Annotated in this window: 12 protein-coding genes and 1 other annotated feature; of the genes, 6 read left to right on the forward strand and 6 right to left on the reverse strand. The window is 41.4% G+C overall.

All coding sequences use genetic code 11. From position 1 onward, the window contains the following. Positions 1-896: 896 nt before the first annotated feature. The 5 genes from BM283_RS18020 to BM283_RS07150 all read right to left on the reverse strand — a co-directional run bounded on the left by BM283_RS18020 (position 897) and on the right by BM283_RS07150 (position 6,857). A complete protein-coding gene (locus BM283_RS18020) occupies positions 897-1,781 on the reverse strand; it encodes a hypothetical protein (protein ID WP_139225218.1) in 885 nt (294 codons plus the stop codon). Positions 1,782-3,112: 1,331 nt separating this feature from the next. Further along, positions 3,113-3,256: a hypothetical protein gene (locus BM283_RS18750; protein ID WP_175492058.1), complete on the reverse strand. Its 144-nt coding sequence runs from the start codon at positions 3,254-3,256 to the stop codon at positions 3,113-3,115. Then, positions 3,127-3,243: a sequence feature (AL1L pseudoknot), on the reverse strand. It overlaps the preceding gene by 117 nt. A 585-nt stretch (positions 3,257-3,841) precedes the next feature. After that, the gene (locus BM283_RS07140) at positions 3,842-4,957 is read right to left on the reverse strand and encodes an endo alpha-1,4 polygalactosaminidase (RefSeq protein WP_217646470.1); all 1,116 of its coding nucleotides are present in this window, start codon (positions 4,955-4,957) and stop codon (positions 3,842-3,844) included. A 738-nt stretch (positions 4,958-5,695) separates the two neighbouring features. Next, the gene (locus BM283_RS07145) at positions 5,696-6,142 is read right to left on the reverse strand and encodes a nitrosocyanin (RefSeq protein WP_254776253.1); all 447 of its coding nucleotides are present in this window, start codon (positions 6,140-6,142) and stop codon (positions 5,696-5,698) included. A 475-nt stretch (positions 6,143-6,617) separates the two neighbouring features. Continuing rightward, complete coding sequence (locus BM283_RS07150) at positions 6,618-6,857, reverse strand: hypothetical protein (protein WP_090691450.1); 240 nt, start codon at positions 6,855-6,857, stop codon at positions 6,618-6,620. Between the two features lie 729 nt (positions 6,858-7,586). Between BM283_RS07150 and BM283_RS07155 the strand changes: the two genes are divergently transcribed. The 4 genes from BM283_RS07155 (at position 7,587) to BM283_RS07170 (ending at position 13,395) form a co-directional block, all read left to right on the forward strand. Continuing rightward, complete coding sequence (locus BM283_RS07155; protein ID WP_090691452.1) at positions 7,587-7,985, forward strand: TraR/DksA family transcriptional regulator; 399 nt, start codon at positions 7,587-7,589, stop codon at positions 7,983-7,985. A gap of 24 nt (positions 7,986-8,009) precedes the next feature. Continuing rightward, positions 8,010-9,611, forward strand: coding sequence for a bifunctional aminoglycoside phosphotransferase/ATP-binding protein (locus BM283_RS07160; protein WP_090691455.1), 1,602 nt, complete (start codon positions 8,010-8,012; stop codon positions 9,609-9,611). Between the two features lie 303 nt (positions 9,612-9,914). After that, positions 9,915-12,383 (forward strand): vitamin K epoxide reductase family protein, encoded by a 2,469-nt coding sequence (locus BM283_RS07165; protein WP_090691523.1) that lies wholly within the window; start codon positions 9,915-9,917, stop codon positions 12,381-12,383. 82 nt (positions 12,384-12,465) lie between these two features. Then, a complete protein-coding gene (locus BM283_RS07170) occupies positions 12,466-13,395 on the forward strand; it encodes a rhamnan synthesis F family protein (protein ID WP_254776254.1) in 930 nt (309 codons plus the stop codon). A 166-nt stretch (positions 13,396-13,561) separates the two neighbouring features. Here BM283_RS07170 and BM283_RS07175 read toward each other — a convergent pair whose 3' ends face one another. Then, entirely contained in the window at positions 13,562-14,515 is a 954-nt protein-coding gene (locus BM283_RS07175; RefSeq protein ID WP_090691459.1) for a Kdo hydroxylase family protein, read from the reverse strand. A gap of 275 nt (positions 14,516-14,790) precedes the next feature. Here BM283_RS07175 and BM283_RS07180 point away from each other — a divergent pair, with 275 nt between their 5' ends. Then, positions 14,791-16,080 (forward strand): hypothetical protein, encoded by a 1,290-nt coding sequence (locus BM283_RS07180; RefSeq protein WP_090691461.1) that lies wholly within the window; start codon positions 14,791-14,793, stop codon positions 16,078-16,080. 154 nt (positions 16,081-16,234) lie between these two features. After that, the gene (locus tag BM283_RS07185; RefSeq protein ID WP_254776256.1) at positions 16,235-17,308 is read left to right on the forward strand and encodes a glycosyltransferase family 2 protein; all 1,074 of its coding nucleotides are present in this window, start codon (positions 16,235-16,237) and stop codon (positions 17,306-17,308) included. The last annotated feature ends 96 nt before the right edge of the window (positions 17,309-17,404 follow it).

Below are 17,404 nucleotides of genomic sequence, written 5' to 3' on the forward strand. Positions count from 1 at the left end.
ACAATAATACAATTGCATACAATTTTATTGCTCGATGATTGTCCCTATATGACTTCAGCACATTGTGGGGCTAAACAACTAGAAGCATAGGTGTCACACAAAAGCTTCGGGCACAAAAATGGTGACAATAATCCGTAAAATTTCTGATGCTCACAAGAGCCTACAGCGGCGCCGCGATAGCCTGCGTCACCAAAGAAGGTGCTAATACGTGGAGTCTTTTCAACTGTTGCGTGCAGCACAGAATGAGCGACCTTGGCGTCATGAATATTCTGGTATAAATAACCACCTGGATCAGATGGCCTAACGTATGAACCATAATATGTGTTTTCTACCCATAGTTTCCTTACTCTCGTCAAAGCTACGGAAATCGCTGCATGACACAATCTTGAAATTTTATTAATCTATCGGTCTCAAACCAAGCGGTGAGTTCTTTGCCGTTTTTTTTGATGGATTTTATTAGCCTCGTACAAGGCAGCTTTTCACACCTCTCTTGAGTTGCAGTGCCAATAATAATCATAAACAATTTTTCACGCGGATAATCTTTTAGCTGCATATGCAATTTGGCCGGGTTTTACTGATATGGAGAACCGCACCAACGATAGCATATGTGCTGTGGATCGGCTTTTTCACGCTTGTATCTTTGCGCTCAAAATGGTGGGCAACTAGCGTCATTCTTTGCATTCTTCGTTTAATAAATCACTTTGATATATCAGATTCATAAAATGGTTGTAAGCTATAACGCTAAATATTTGATAAATAATCTAATTATTTCAAGATCTCTACTAAGAATCGGCCGATACAGTTAGGGTCAAAGCAACGTTCTATTTATTCTGCTCCAACCCCAAATTCCCTGCATTAATAAGAGAGGAGAAGACTTCGCTCTCTAATATGTGCTATTAACCTTCTGCAGCGATAACGTTATCCCAGGTGGGCGGTTGGCCTACCAGCGTAATCGATATATGCTCGCCAAAGTTGACGATGAAAGTATCAACCTCAATAGTGATATTGGTAATATGACTAGCGATCTCTCCACGAGTTAAGCCATACTCAGTGAAATCGAGCATATCGCCTTCCTGTCCATTATAGTTGTCAATTTTCCAGTGGCCCTTGTCATGGAAGACAAAATGGTCTGCGCCTTCTTCCCCATGGCAATTGTCCCCTGGGCGTGCGTCGACATGTTTATATTTACCACCATGGTCATTGCCATCTTTATTATTGCCACCATGATCATTACCAGCTTGATTATTACTGCCCTGGTTATTGCTAGCCTGATGATTACTGCCCTGGTTATTACTAGCTTGGTTATTACCACCATGGTCATTGCCATCTTTATTATTGCCACCATGGTCATCGCTACCTTGGTTTTTGCCGTCATGGTCATTACTGCATTGATCATTTCCACCATGGCCTTTGTCACTCTGGCTATTATCACTGTGGTCTTTACCGCCAGGCCCACCATTCATTCCACCGGCTTCATGGCTATCATGTTTATGGTCATCATGTTTATGGCTCTCATATTTATGGGTATCAGATCCTTTATCACTAGACCCACCATCTTTATGACCATCATTTTCATGGTGATCATTTCCTTGACGATCTTTTCCTTGACGATCATATCCTTCTCGATCGTACCCTTTCCGATCGTATCCTTCTCGATCATATCCTTCTTGATCATACCCTGGCCGATCATATCCTTTTTGATCATACCCTGGTCGATCATATCCTTTTTGATCATATCCTTGTGCATCATATTCTTTTTGTTGTTCATTGCTAGCACTCATAATTATCTCCTTTTAATGAGTGGAATTCATAAAACCAGAGAGTCCATAGAAAGTAAAATTACAACCTGGCTCTCAACAATACCTACCCAGCAAACCCATGTTTTGACAGTCCAGCTAAATTTATAGTGAAGCCATGGAAATAGAGGCAATCCTAATGAATAGTCGGTATCTTTAAACCTTGCGTGCCGAATAGATCAATTAAAATAAAGCGGACTGAACCCAGCCCTAGAACAAAGATATTCACCGAGCTAGCAAATCAATAATTCAGCTTTATTTGTGATTATGTTATGATGAGGACAAAGACATATCAATAATGCAAAAGCATGCATTTATGACATATTAGTTATTACCTTATGGTTATGTTTTGATCATCCTGCTTGAGACGGTTAACCTGTTTGACTAAAAAATAGGTGATGGTTTTGTTTCATTGTTAACTATAATAAAAAAGAAAGATGATACTGAGAGGGCTGAGGGGGAGAATCAAATGTCCCGGTTTTTCAGGGAATTTTTTAGTTTGAGTCAGGCTGAATTAACTGATTTCTTCAATTGACATTAATATGATGCCATTTTAAATTCAGCCGATTGTGTACTTCCGATTAACTTCAATAACCAGCGGTTATTGAACCAGCCAACCCATTCCATAGCAGTAAATTTCACTTTATGAATATGGTGCTACATACCTCATGCTGGATTGGCTTATAATTTATATCATCCGTTTGTCGTTTCAAACAGCGCATTGACATAATTATCGCTAACGCTGCTAACTGAAGAATCAATATTGGCTTTTGTTAAAAGTTCGGTATAACGGATCGACAATCATTTAGTGCTATGATTGCTATAGTGGATTAACCCACTGAGGTTTCTCCCTGACTCCACCATACTCTGCTTTAATACCTTGAATAGTGAGCTTATATGTCATGGCTGTTGACTGTCCAGCAGACCCATAAATCCATAAATTGCGCAAAAACTTCTAGAAGAAAAGCTACCTAAAAAAATCTTGATCACCTTGTCAAAAGAAGTGATGTTTTCCGCACATATTTCGTTGGGGCGCTTCGCTACAAATTGGTGGCTATCCTTGTTTGTTGGGCTCGAGCCAGCCGTCTGCCATCATCACCTGGCATTTTTTATCACGTCTGATGTTTTGTATTCCATTCTTCTTCATCAGTCGCTTGACTGTACAACAGGCATCTTGGATACGTTTGATTATTAATCATCCCTATACTTGGTTGGCGCCATACACTTTGAATTTGATTCTTTATAATTTGTGTATCTCGCTTAAGTGCTTTAGTGTGATCGAGTAGCTGGTCAGGTTCTCGTTCTCTGCTTCATGCTTATAGCAACTCGACAGGGCAATCTGAGTTTGCCTGCAGATCGGGTCGACCTTGTATTGCTTCTTGTGCTGATCGATAAATATAACCATAGCTTCGGTCGGCAGTCGAGCTTTGCCTGAGTAAAATATGCTGTGTCTCGTTCAATATCTCATTGACTGCTTTAGCTCTTATACTATTTTCCCGCTCCAACTGTTTGTGTGGCTCACAATCTGAGGCTGGCAGGCCTATTCTGATGTTCTGATCAGTCTCTAATTGTTACACTTGTTCGCGCAACGCCTCAGCAGTACAACCATTCATAAATGTTATCGATTCCAGTCCTTCCCATGGCAACTCATGCTTCTCTCAGTGTTCATACAGCAACCGGATATTCTATTTACGAAACTTCGCGAATATCTTATTTTGTTGATTACTCTATCTTCTCAAGAAATAGAATCTCGCGTTAAATACGGCTTATTTTGCCAAAATAGTATGGATCGTAATTAAATATTTATTTGCTATGTCGATTATTATTATTAATCGACGAAGAGATGAGGTCATTGAAGAATTGAAGCAATATTCATGAAAGTTCTTTTCCACGGGGAACCATATTAAGCTTAAGACATAGCCCTAAATGGCATCTATTATCACAGCTTAGGGTACCTCTTACTTTTTGCATGGCTTATATAATTTCAGCGGATCTAATCCGGTGGCGCGTTGTATCAAGCGTCAGGCGGTACTGAGTGGCTATTTTCAAAAACAGCTAAATCGCTGACTATCATCTAAATCTCTTGACAGAATCAAGGTGCTGAATTGTACTCCCTTAGAAGTATCACAAAGCGCTTGGCGCGCAGCCGGGTTGTCAATATAACTTTGCAGATATTCTGCATTTAACACAGGCTTGCCGTTAATAATAAAGTGGGTCAGCGAATCACACTCGTTTAACTCATGACATCGCTCATTAATACTAAAGTCGAAAAAATCGATTAATTCAGGAATTTGTTCCATATTATTTTTAAGCGCAACCGACAATTCCCTTTTATGGGCTTCATTGGCAATAAACTTATTAAATGCCAGCTGATCCCTGGCGCTTAAATCAAAGCCGGAATTATTTGCGTAGACATTCACATTATCCGGTTCCACGCCATCACAGCCTTTTAGCAGAGCCAAATTTAGCCGTGAGATCATGATCTCTGCTACATTTTGTGAACGAATATCAAGCCATCGTTCCTCTGGCCAATCAATCAAAGTATTACCTAATTCCTCAGGCTTAAATTTATCCTTATCTTCTCTATAATTTTCATAAGTGCCTGCTGAGAAATAACAGATGACCTTCTTGCCAGAAGCTTTGAGTGTGTTAATCAAGGATGGAGAAGAATTAAATAAATCAATATCATAAAGCTGAGCTGGATAACTTGTATTGATTTCATTGATCTCATTGATTCCATCATCTTCTATTGCTTTTTTCAACTGCCATTGCCAAGTTATAGCTACAGGCGGTTTGTACCAATTACCGGTAACCGGTGATGCTTCAGGATCAAGTAACGGCGCTTTAGAAAGTATAAATAGTTCAATGTTGGAGTAATCGCTACTACCCGCATCATTAAGTGCTTTTACCGCAACAATAAAGGCAGCCCCATCCCATAACTCAATTGAGCCAGATGTGACGTTGCCCATGGCAACATTTTTGATGCTTTCTGATCCGGTAAAAGGAAAAGGTGTATAAAATAACTGATAACTGCTGGCATTTAAAACTGGAGACCAAGTAATGGATATCTTCGTGCGGTCTTGCGACAATACAATAAGTGGTGGCTTTGGTGGTTCTGCTAAAGCAAGACTACTTTCCAATAGAAGAAAAAGTGTCAGCATGAGTAGTATGACAATATTATTTATCCACATACTTTAAATTGAATGCAAATGATTGTATCAGAGTCTATTTTGTTAACTACCTATTAATTAAGAAATATCGAAGGAAAAAATCAAATTAGTTAGATTTTATGACAAAATCAATATTAGGGAGTAGATAATAAACCCGCAAGAATGCAAATGCATACATCTTATCCCTCGTTAAGTGGCGCATCGCAAAAATCTTCTTATATAATTTAGTTGCCGCGCTATAGAGTCGGCTTAGAGCGTATCTTCTCTTTATCCTTTATCCAAATACAGCAATAAGTGCTGTATCGGAAACCTTGAAGATTAAATTTTCAGACAAGATGTCATATAACTTGGTAAGTAGATGAGAGGAAGATTGTCTTTGCATTTACGCAGATAAATGTTATGCAAAAACTCAACTGGGTGATAGTAATTCTAATTTTTAATAGAAAAAGTAACTATAAAATTACATAATAAACTGTAAATAAATAGTTTTATGTGAAAAATTATTTACTTTTTTATTTGGAATAGGAATAAGTAGGCTGAGCGATAAACCACATAATGCACCATCATGAATTGACCTCTATGTAAACAGATCCCTGGAAATTTAGGAAGCGAAAAAAAGGGGTTTTTCCAACTTGGGAGCAAAAATATGGCCAGATTAAATCCGGCCATATAATCACGGTAAAGATTGGTTAGAGTCTGCTAAAATTTTGCAGATTCCAACTTAACTCATTATTCCAGAACGTTTAAAGTACCTGGCAAATGGATGTTTTTTGGATGGAGCTGGCACCAAATAGGGAAGGCGCCGGCTTTATCTGCTACGAAAGAGATTGTTTTGCTTTCTCCTGCTTTGACTACCTCTTTAATGTCATAAGCGTCAATGGAAAATCCTTCACTGATAGGAGATTTGTTTTCTATGGTAATCTTTACTTTGGTGCCTTTATGGACAGCCAGCGTTTCAGGTTCATTGAGAACATTAAAAGCACGAACGTTTTTAACGGTCACGCCTTCGATATTGAGCTCAGGAATATTGGTGTCAAAAGCATTAACAATGACCTTGAAGTGTTGTTCTTCTTTGTGTTGGTGGTGTTCTGCTTTTTTATCTTCTGCTTGAGCAGTGCCTGTCAACAGCAACCCAAGTACAAAACTCGCACATAATGCTTTGGTTGTTTTTATCATTACTTCCCTCCATTAAGATTAACATTTTATTGAAATTGCACTCACCAGTACGGTGAGTATCTTAACTGCTTGCATCTTAGCCAGCAGAACAAATGCTCATGGATATGCGCAGATCATCCAAGGCGATTACCTGTAGTTTTAGCATTGAATTATGTTTATGCTTTTCTGAGGACTTGCGTTCTTTTCTTAGTACCTAGCAACGTTGCGTTACTTTAGATGGGATAATCAAGGTTGTCAATATTATTGAGAATTTGAGAAAGGAGGACGCAATAAAAGGGGACAATCCTCAGGCTGTGCCAATCTTGCTCGTTCGTGCAAAAAATCGAAATTGTAAAAAAACTATTGCGATGATTCTTTAACAATTTGTCTTGTCATGCAATGTACTTCTGATGGAATCTGAATTTATAGTGGCTTATTAATGATTGTTGCGGTTGTGAGCAGAAAGGTGAGCACCGCCTGTGCATCGTTGCTCAGATTATTGTTCATTCCATTGATCGTTCAAAGAACGTTTCACGTTATAGAAGTGAAGGGGAATAATTGTGGTGTCGCGTTGCTTTTCTTTTTGATCGGTACTAATGACTACAATTGATAATAATTGGTCATCCGATGAAAACGCGTATGTCGTAACATCGGGCTGAGGGTTTTCTTGTTTGAGGTTAATTAACTCAGCTACTAAGTTGGATTTAAGACATTTGTTATTGTCGATGGTAATCATGATGTTTTCCTTGTTAATTTAAGGTATTACACAAACTATAAAAAAGTAAGCGCAACAACAGATGCCATATTTGAATTACAAACCAGCCTAGGGAAAGACGTCCCCATGTAGACCTTAGCCCTTATTAATAACATATTTGGAATACAAGTTAGAAATGAGAAGTTAGGAAACCATTCACATCTTAACCAACATTCTTAATAGTTATTGATTACCTCTAAAAATTCACTTATGCAAATTAAATAAAGGACTGAATAAGTTCACTGAATATTCCTTCTTCGGTCTGGTCACCATAATCTACCGGGAAATGGGGAATGATTAAATACGTGTGAACACGTATGGATGAGTCCAGCAAAATGCTTGATCGGGTCAAGTATTTCATGACAGCCTACTTAAGGGCGTTTTTTAGGGCTACTACTTAACTACTTGCATCATACTGGGTTTCGTGCGTCCTATTTCAATATCTACGTCAACAAAGAGCTTATAGCCGACCGTGACGATCTATGAAAACATAATGTGCAGGAACTCATGCTGCTTTGACTTGATTAAGCAGCGTGCAAGAGATCACATATGCATGGATTAGATCTGGAACCAGGTTGGGAAGCAAATGGAAAAAAATAAGAACGCTAAACTAAAGCTTGAATCCAAAAGGATAATAAGTGATTTTTCTGTGGGCACGCTTTGTTACCAGTAGATTATTATTTTTTAGCCAAAGAAGCAGGAAGGTGAACCATGACGCAATTGACCAGAAAAGAAATCGAATCGATTGAAAATAAATTACACGAACGCCAGCAGGATTTACTCGAAGAAGTTCGTGATGAATTGGACGAGCGCGAAAACCAATCCTTTGCTGCTATGATGGGGAATGATCCTGGTGATAACTGTGATTTCTCGCTCGCTGATCTACTGGCTGATCTGAACATTGTGCGTGTATATCGCCAAATCAACGAATTACGCGAGATCGAAAGAAAACTGGCGCAGATTAAAAAAGGCAGTGCGAATGAATGTATTAATTGTGGTAAGGAAATCGGCTTACAACGTTTGCTGGCTTATCCGATAGCCATGCGGTGTGTGAGCTGCCAGGAGAGGCACGAACAGATGTATGTGCATGAGGGGCATCCAAGCCTCTAAAGAAGATATAAATAGCAACAAACCATGAAAGAAGAGGCTGCACAAAATCAGTTGATTGAAGCGCTGCTTGATCCGGCGTGTTATCCTCACCCCGTCGGGCGCATTCAGCATGTGGAGACGCATATTTCCCATGTGCTACTAACCGGTGATTTTGTTTACAAGCTAAAGAAACCGCTGAATCTCGGCTTTCTTGACTTCAGCACGCTGGACAAGCGTCGCTTCTATTGTGAAGAAGAGTTGCGACTCAATCGCCGGTTGGCGCCGGATATTTATCTTGAAGTCGTTACTTTTAACGGGGAAATAGCAGCACCTTGCCTCAATGGCCCAGGTCCTGTGCTGGATTATGCTATCAAAATGGATCAGTTTGATCCGGATACAACTCTGGATCGACTCGACCATCTGGCGCAATTATCGGTGCAGCATGTCGATACCATTGCCAGTACCGTGGCAGATTTTCATTTACATACCCCATATGCCCTGATGGATTCGCCATGGGGTACGGCAGAGACGGTCTGGGATTCGGTTGCCCATAACTTCGAGCACATTAGTAACCAAGCTGGGGAGAAGCCAGAAGGGGTTCAATGGCTAGAGGCGATTCATCAATGGAGTGTTGCTGAGCATAATAAACTCTTGTCTGATTTTGAGCTACGCCGTGTACAAGGCTATGTGCGAGAATGCCATGGTGATCTGCATCTTGGAAACATGGCTTGGAAAGCGGGCAAGTTATTGATTTTTGATTGTATCGAGTTTAATCCAGCTTTGCGCTGGATTGATGTGATGTCAGAAGTCGCCTTTTGCTATATGGATTTGCTGTTTCGGAATCATCATGATTTGGCTTCCCGTTTTCTCAATCGCTACCTGGAACGTACGGGCGATTATGCCGGTATCAAGCTTTTGCGCTACTACGCGGTTTATCGTGCGATGGTGCGCGCTAAAGTAGCCTTTATCCGTGCAACTCAGTCAGGATTGTCTGTGGAAATGGCGGAATACGAAAGACAGCAGGGATGGGATCATCTCCAATTAGCTGAAAGGCTTACCCGGGGGTTAAAACCTGTTCTGATGATTACGCATGGCTTATCCGGTTCGGGGAAGACCGTATTTAGCCAGAGTCTCATTATGAGTTTTGAAATGATCAGCCTGCGTTCCGATATCGAACGCAAACGTTTGGCCGGACTGGAGGCGCTGGCTAAAAGCGGTTCATCTGTTGAAAGTGGCATTTATAGCCGGGAATTTTCTAGGCGCACTTATGATTTTTTGGCAGAGTTTGCCGAAACGCTGCTTGAGGCGGGCTGGCATGTACTGGTAGATGCTACCTTCATTGCGCGTTGGCAACGTGAGTTATTTCAGCAGATGGCGATGCGTTGCGGAGCAGGATTTTATATCCTGGATTTTCCGGTGCCGGAAACATTGCTCAGGCAGCGGATTCAAGCCCGTAACGTAACAGGTAAGGATGCTTCCGAGGCCGATATTTCTGTTCTGGAGCTTCAATTGAAAACTCATGAAGCGCTGACTCATGCTGAAGCACATATGGTAATAGAAGCCACAACTGTTGAATCTGTGGCGGCAAAGCTGAAGGCTGCTGTCACATTACATAATTCACTACTTCTATTTCCAAATCAGAACTGACGCAACGGCGAGCCGCAGACAGTATAAATAATACGGCAAGATGAAGCCGACAAAGCCAATTTTGATTGGGAAATGAAATTATTCGTAATAAGGTGAAACTGATTCAAGAGCCTATATTCTAATAATTTTGCCTATACCTAAAGTTTCTTGTGGCCATAAAACAATGCAGAAAGATCTATGTGATGCCAGGAAACAGCTTTTATGTTTTAGTGTTTGCTTTTTTGTCCTCAAGATGCTCTGTTTGCTGATGGTATACAAAATAATTCTGGAGCAAATTCATTAAATATGAATCATCAGAAAAATATGACTAAACTACAAAAACCACTTGTCATTATAACTGGGGCTTCCGGAAATATAGGAGGTTCACTCTGTGATGCATTGAGAAAAAATTACTATGTGATTGGGCTTGATATCAATCCGTGTGATAAAGCAGATATCAGTATTGATTGCAATCTGACCTCGGAAAATTCCGTCAAATCAGCTTTTAATGAGATACGCGCCCAGTATGGACAAAAAATTGCTGCCGTAATCCATTTAATCGCCTATTTCGATTTTACCGGGCAACCTAATCCTCTTTATCAAAGTGTCACCATTGAAGGTACCCAGCGTTTACTTACCATACTGCAAAACTTTGAAGTTGACCGATTCATCTTTTCTAGCACGATGTTGGTTCACGAACCAACTGTACCAGGACAAAAAATCAATGAGGGTATGCCGCTTAAGCCCCGCTGGGCTTATCCACAATCCAAGGTTGAAGCAGAAAAAGTCATCAAGCAGCAACATAATAAGATTCCTTACACCATTTTACGGTTGGCTGGTGTATATGATAACGATAGAGCGGTACCGACATTATCTCACCAGATAGCCAGAATTTATGAACGCGACTTTAGAAGCCATCTTTATTCGGGCGATCTGATGGCCGGCCAGGCTCTTCTTCATAAAGAAGACATGGTAGAGCTATTCAAACGTGTAGTAGACCGCCGCAAGAAATTACCGCACACCAACATTATGCTGGCTGGTGAGGATGAGGTGATGAGTTATCAGGAATTGCAAAATCGGATTGGTTATCTGATTTTTGGCAAGAAGGAATGGCAAACGGTAGATATTCCGGAATTTATTGCCAAGTCCGGTGTATGGCTTGAGGAACAGGCTGAGCCGATTGTTCCAGATACCATTGATCAGGGCAAAAAACCTTTTATCAAACCATTTATGATCGACCTGGCTTCTGATCATTACGATATCGATATCAGTCGGGCACGAAAATTACTGGATTGGCAACCGAAGCATAGGATCTATGATGGATTAAAAAATCTCATTGCTAGCCTGAAGAAAGATCCTGTTGCCTGGTACAAAAGAAACGGTGTTTTATTACCAGACTGGGTACGAACAGCGCAAGAGAAAGATCTCAACGCAGACCAGATCAGACACAAACATGAAACAGAGTACTTTCGACAACATCACGAAAACCTTTGGGCGCATTTCCTCAATCTAGGTCTGGCTTTCTGGCTCATGACCGCTCCCTTTATCCTGGCATATGAATCGCAAGCTATGGTTTGGAGCAATGTTATTTCCGGTGTGGTACTGCTTATTTTATCGTTCATGTCCTTGTCGTGGCGTTTTGGTTTTGCTCGCTGGCTTTGTGGCGCAGTAGGCCTCTGGTTATTGAGTGCGCCCTTGATTTTCTGGGCACCAACCGCGGCTGCCTATCTCAACGACACGATTGTCGGTATGCTGGTTATGGGCTTTGCCGTTTTAACTCGACCTGTGCCCGGTGTTTCAGCCGTTGCTGCTCAAACCGGACCGACGATACCGCCAGGTTGGTCGTACTCCCCTTCTAGCTGGTTTCAGCGTTTGCCCATTATCATACTGGCGTTTATTGGCTTCTTTATTTCCCGCTATTTGTGTGCTTACCAGCTTGGCCATATCGATGGTGTATGGGAGCCATTTTTTGCAGGTTCACCGCAAGATCCGCGTAATGGAACTGAAGAAATAATCACTTCATCCATTTCAAAAGCTTGGCCAGTGCCCGATGCTGGCTTGGGAGCCATGACTTATGCATTAGAAATCCTGACCGGCATGATAGGCTCGGCAAGGCGTTGGCGGACTATGCCATGGCTGGTGATATTATTTGGCATTATGATCGTGCCATTGGGTATTGTTTCCGTTTTTTTTATTATCATTCAACCGATCTTGATCGGAACATGGTGCACGTTATGCTTGATTGCTGCAGTGGCAATGCTGATACAAATTCCTTATTCTATTGATGAATTGGTCGCGACGGGACAATTTCTATCCCGTAGAAAAAAACAGGGACGTTCCCTGATACACGTTTTTTTCCAAGGGGATACGGATGAAGGAAGACGGGAAGTAATTGAAGAAAATTTTGCACAAAGACCCTCAAAAATTTTCAAGGAAATATTAGAGGGCGGCGTGACTTTGCCCTGGAATTTAGTAATGTGCCTACCCATTGGAATCTGGCTGATGTTTACACGTATTACGCTCGATGCTGGAACAAGTATGGCCAATGCAGATCATTTAATTGGCTCACTTGTGTTGACCGTGGCGATTACTGCTCTGGCTGAATCGGGTCGTGCTATTCGATTTTTTCTCATACCACTTGGTTTAGCTTTATTAGTGGCGCCTTTCTTTTATGACACAAGTATTGGGTCACTCATTTCCAGCATATTTTGCGGCATACTTTTAATTATATTCAGTTTGCCACGCGGTCCCGTACACAGCCGTTATGGAACTTGGGATCGATTTATTGTTTGAATCATGCCAGTAACATGTGTCGGTGTAAAATCACTTGCTCCTGATAAAATTTTTGAGGTTTATGCGGCCTTAGCAAAAGTTTATGAAAACATCAGTATTTTGGCAAACAAAACAGATAGTTGAAGGCTTGAAGTTTTTGTGTGAGATGTCCACTAGCGTACTCATAAACAGCAGAAGAGATGAAAAGCCAAAAGTGCGATACTCAACACCAGGGCATTTGTCGCCAAATTATGCTAGGCCGATCTGCTTATTCTGCAGTTTTGACGAAAAGAGCGTCATCCGGAAGAATGTATATTATTATCTTAGCAAGCTTAAGCTAGCGGGGTTCGATATCATTTTCATCAGCTCAAGCGAGATGATCTCGGATACAGATCTAAGGGAATGCTCGAAACTTTGTATAAGAATAATTATACGGGAGAACAGGGGTTATGATTTTTATGGTTGGAAAATAGGATTGCAGGAATACCCTCAATATCATTTGCACAGTGCACTACTTCTAGCAAATGATAGCGTTCTAGGGCCATTTTTCAGTATTAAAAATTTAATTGCAAGATTGGAAAATAATAGTGCTGATATTATAGGAATGACAGATTCTCTACATTTTCATCCCCATCTACAATCATACTTCCTCTATTGTAAAAAGACTGTCATAAATTCAGAGGAATTCGCCCAATTTTTTAGTAAAATTGAAGTATTAGAATTTAAGATGGCGATAATAAGAAAATATGAAGTCGGCTTTTCTCAATCATTTGGTCGTCGTTTTAAACTATCAGCTCTTTATAGCTTAGAAGGTATCTTAAATCACATCCACTACGATAATAGACCAAAGTATTGGATAGATGCGACTACCTGCTTATGGAAGCCTCTCCTCACTGAATTTAACTTTCCTTTTCTCAAAAAAAAGCTTTTAATAAAAAGAGGGATAAATATCGAGGAAGTTTCAGAGATACTTGCGAGAAGTGGTTCAAATTATACTGTCGATATGCTGGCGGAGTATATCGTGTCTACTTGATTCTATAGTTTAATAAACGTAAACGCATCAAATTAAACTTCTAGTTTTTGTAGTCTACCCTGTTAAATTCAATCTCTGGATTCGGGATTATTCCCCTCGCGATAAGGTGCCTTTAATTGCCGTTTATCAAAATGATTTTGATATATCCAACGGAGTCTGCTTATCCTTAAATCAAGGCTTCACCGGTCAATCTTTCTAAGATGCGTAATGGAGAGCATGATGAATCATTCATCGCATCTGCCGGTAGATAGAATGTTTGGTCGAGACTGTGCTGTCCTCCCATCGCGCCATGCAGTACCAAATCGGTAAGAGCGATCCAGCTTGATCCAGCTGGGAATTCCATGATCTTGCGCGGTGCTGTTTGCTGATACTCTTTGTCACGGATACCAAGAGAGCGTAACGTGGCTATGTACTGGTCATATTTGGTTTTTGTTCCGTCAATCATACCAAGGTGAGCAAGTATAGAGGAAACCCAACTTGGTTTACTGATGCGTACAGCGGGCAGGAAACGGCGCACGAAGGGTTCGAATGGTTCACCGAGCTGCCAAATACGCGGTTGATTGGCAGGATTGATGTTGGTGAAGATGCGCAGCATACTGCGTCCTTGAGTGGGATATCCATAGCTTGAGTCGATGTGTAATGATTGGGTGCTGCTGCGAGATATCGGCCGATAAGTGGTTCGTTTACGGTCTAGCGCTAATTTGTAGCTAGGAAACAACTGCGTGATCACATTCTCGCCCCACTTGCTATAACGTGACAGGATTACCTCAAGGTCAGGACGCGCTGTATCTTTGACTTGGGCTCGCATCATTTTCCCTTTTACGTGTACGTAATGATATTTCTTGATGCGGCCATGTGCTGGATCGAAAATGATTGTTGGCCGGCCATCCTCGACATCGGGCACTCGTGTCAATATATTCGATGTATTCGAGATCAATTCTTGCTCTCGCTCAGATAACTCGAATCCGCTTCGGGGCAAGTAGATAACTCCTCCCGCTTCCAATATTTCGATGGCTTTGCTCCGTACCTCAGGCATTGATAGATCGGTTCCCGGCCGAATTGTCAGCATTCTCACAATTTCAGTTTCTTCGACTAGGGAAATATGTTCCTTACTTACCATAACAGTTCCTTGATTCATCTAGAAATATAAACAAGCTGCAAGCCAAGTAAATATCACCACATTGCCATCTTTTTGTCCAGATAAATTGTTTTGATTTCAATTCCGTGCCATGTAGTAACATGTTAGTGTTGGGTCTGTTGAAGAAGCCATTTGCTACCATGATTTATTAACCCCTGGTTCCTTAGTTGAGCAGGATACAAAAAAATTAAGATCTTCGCTCAGCCCAGGGTTAATCTAATTTCAGCATTTTGAATGAATACTTTAGAAAATATTGAATGAAAGCGCTTTTCTTTCTTCGCCATTACAATGATATTGATCATATTACCCCGGTCATTTCCAAATGGGTTGAATCCGGTCATACTTGTGACGTCATTCTGATAGGCCATCCGAAATTTCGGGATGATTATCGCATTCAGTATTTAGCCAGTCTGGCGGCTGTGCGCGTTGCTCATATACGAGAGCTGTTGCCAGCACTCATCTATGCTGTATGGCGAATGCAAACGCTGTTATTGAGCCATAGTTTAAGACGCTCGTTTATAGGACCCTTTGCTGTTGCCTTGTGTAGAATTTTTGATGATGAGCGACGAGCAAACACTTGGAGAAGTACTGCTCATCAACTGTTAAGATATGGTTTTGTAAATCTGGATAAGGGGGTGGTGGTATTTGACTGGATTACCAAAAATTCGCCAGTATGTCTGGAGTGGGTTGAAACAGTCGTCTCCATGGCCCACACCATGGGCTTAGGCACAGTATCGCTCCCTCACGGAGATAGTCCACATGCTAATCAATTGATACGGCATGGAGAATGGAATCTTCAGCCGAATACGCTCTATTCCGCTGGGCGAATATTTGACAAGCTTGTCGTGCCGAATGAATTATGTGCTAAACGCTTCTATCCCTTCATGACTGATCATTCATTAGCAATACTGGGCTCGCCGCGCTATTGCGATGAATGGCTCGCTAAATTGAAGGAGTTGCTACCTTCTGCACCACTGACAGGTTCCAGCAACCAGCTCAAAATAGTGATGTTCTTGAGAAAGGATGATTTCACCATTTTTTGGGAAGAAGTCGGGGAGGTTATTCGAATGATGGCTGCTTTCCCAGAAATTGTATTGGTGATCAAACCTCATACTCGTGGTGGCTGGAAACAATCTTTGACTAAAGATGCTTCCCTGCACCATTTGCCAAATGTGAGCATCGCTGGAGACTCCATTCACTCGGTTCACTTGATGAATTGGGCGGATGTCATTATCGATCTCGCAACTTCGGTAGTGTTTGAAGCGATCAAGGCAAAAAAACCAGTATTGGCAGCCGATTACCTGCATGCGGGCCGTTCTGCAGTCGCTGAGTTTATGCCGGAAACAGAGCTGCGATGCCGTGATGACGTCTATCAAAAAATAAATGAATTTCTTTCTAATGGTTGCAGCTCTTTCTATGTCGAGAAGCATCGACAGCACTTTATCAAGGAAATGATTGATGGTCATGATGTCGAGGTATTGCCGCGTTATGTAAGTTTGCTGGAGACGCAAGCACAAATACGTCTGATAAGGAAAGATAAAGCGTAATAATAATTTGAAGCGATCTCGATCTGATCTTAGAATTAGCTAATTGGAAGAACTAGCGATCCCTGGCGCGGTCTTTCAGAGTGAATGGATAGCCCGAGCACAAAAATGGAGGAGGTATGCATTGTTTGGTTGCTTGCAATTTGAGTAAGTTATCATGAGTAGACCGATGGCGTCTTCCGACACATCAATTGATGTCGTGATTCCTGTCTACAATGCACCTGATTTGACTCGGCGCTGCATCGATTCTGTCGTGGCCTGTCTTGGCAATTCCATCAGGCGTATTTTAATTCAGGATGATGCTTCCACCAGTGAGACACGGCAGATGCTAGATAACTTGCCGTACGATTGCGTGGATGTCTATCATGCAAAAAATAATCAGGGCTTTGGTTTATCAGTGAATGAAGCAGTTAATCGATCTGATGCTTTCTATGTATTAATTCTTAATTCAGATACTGAAATAAGCCATGATTTCCTGCCATTGCTATGTGCAGCATTAGCGGCTGATGCTAAGTTAGCAGCTATCATTCCAGCGGGCAACAGTTATGCCAAATTTAATCTGGATCAATATTTACTGCAAGAAGGTGGCTATATTGCAACCTATTATCTTCGAGGACATGCCATTATGATTCGTCGTGATGTTTTTCAGGAAATGGGGGGCTTCGATCCTGTATTTGGGCGCGGTTATTATGAAGATATTGATCTTGGCCGTCGGCTTGATCTTCGTGGTTGGCGCTTTGGTGTGCATCCCGACGCTCATATTTACCATAAAGTGGGCGGCTCTTTTGGCCGTGGACGAGCCTTCCAGAAACTCATAAAGCGTAATCGCACTATATATCTTTCACGCTACCCCAAAGCGCGGCAGAATATACTTCTGCTCTCGGGAGATTGTTCATTGGAAGACTTTCCTTCGTCGGCTCTTGATGCAATTGAGAATGTATTCCATCAAGGGGGTTATGTACATTGGCTTATCCCGACACTATCTCCCACATTGCTTTGCTTGCAGATGTATAGTCAGCCCTTATGCTTAAGTACGTTAATCAGTGTAGTTCTTCGTGGTTGGTGGCGGGTAGACAGACGTATTACAGGAATTTGGATGATGCCTGGCATTCCACTTTTGTTGCGCGTCTTACTGGCATCTTGGGGCCGTGCATTTGGATTGGAAATAAAAGAGCTACCGTTTAAAGAAAAGACAATACAAGATTGTTCAGTCAGATTACTTTCCAAGTAATTTGCCCATATCATGGAATAAAAGAAAGAGTAGATAAACAGTTCATTTATCGAGGCTTCTTGTTGATCGTTGTATCTCTGATATCACCTTATTTAT

The sequence above is a fragment of the Nitrosomonas sp. Nm34 genome, from assembly GCF_900113925.1.
Classification (GTDB): Bacteria; Pseudomonadota; Gammaproteobacteria; order Burkholderiales; family Nitrosomonadaceae; genus Nitrosomonas.

What these genes read in the sequence shown, in the direction of transcription:
- BM283_RS18020 (WP_139225218.1), bottom strand. Translation starts at nt 1,781, where the DNA reads ATGAGTGCTAGCAATGAACAACAAAAAGAATATGATGCACAAGGATAT.
- BM283_RS07140 (WP_217646470.1), bottom strand. Translation starts at nt 4,957, where the DNA reads ATGCTGACACTTTTTCTTCTATTGGAAAGTAGTCTTGCTTTAGCAGAA.
- BM283_RS07145 (WP_254776253.1), bottom strand. Translation starts at nt 6,142, where the DNA reads ATGATAAAAACAACCAAAGCATTATGTGCGAGTTTTGTACTTGGGTTG.
- BM283_RS07150 (WP_090691450.1), bottom strand. Translation starts at nt 6,857, where the DNA reads ATGATTACCATCGACAATAACAAATGTCTTAAATCCAACTTAGTAGCT.
- BM283_RS07155 (WP_090691452.1), top strand. Translation starts at nt 7,587, where the DNA reads ATGACGCAATTGACCAGAAAAGAAATCGAATCGATTGAAAATAAATTA.
- BM283_RS07160 (WP_090691455.1), top strand. Translation starts at nt 8,010, where the DNA reads ATGAAAGAAGAGGCTGCACAAAATCAGTTGATTGAAGCGCTGCTTGAT.
- BM283_RS07165 (WP_090691523.1), top strand. Translation starts at nt 9,915, where the DNA reads ATGACTAAACTACAAAAACCACTTGTCATTATAACTGGGGCTTCCGGA.
- BM283_RS07170 (WP_254776254.1), top strand. Translation starts at nt 12,466, where the DNA reads ATGAAAACATCAGTATTTTGGCAAACAAAACAGATAGTTGAAGGCTTG.
- BM283_RS07175 (WP_090691459.1), bottom strand. Translation starts at nt 14,515, where the DNA reads ATGGTAAGTAAGGAACATATTTCCCTAGTCGAAGAAACTGAAATTGTG.
- BM283_RS07180 (WP_090691461.1), top strand. Translation starts at nt 14,791, where the DNA reads ATGAAAGCGCTTTTCTTTCTTCGCCATTACAATGATATTGATCATATT.
- BM283_RS07185 (WP_254776256.1), top strand. Translation starts at nt 16,235, where the DNA reads ATGAGTAGACCGATGGCGTCTTCCGACACATCAATTGATGTCGTGATT.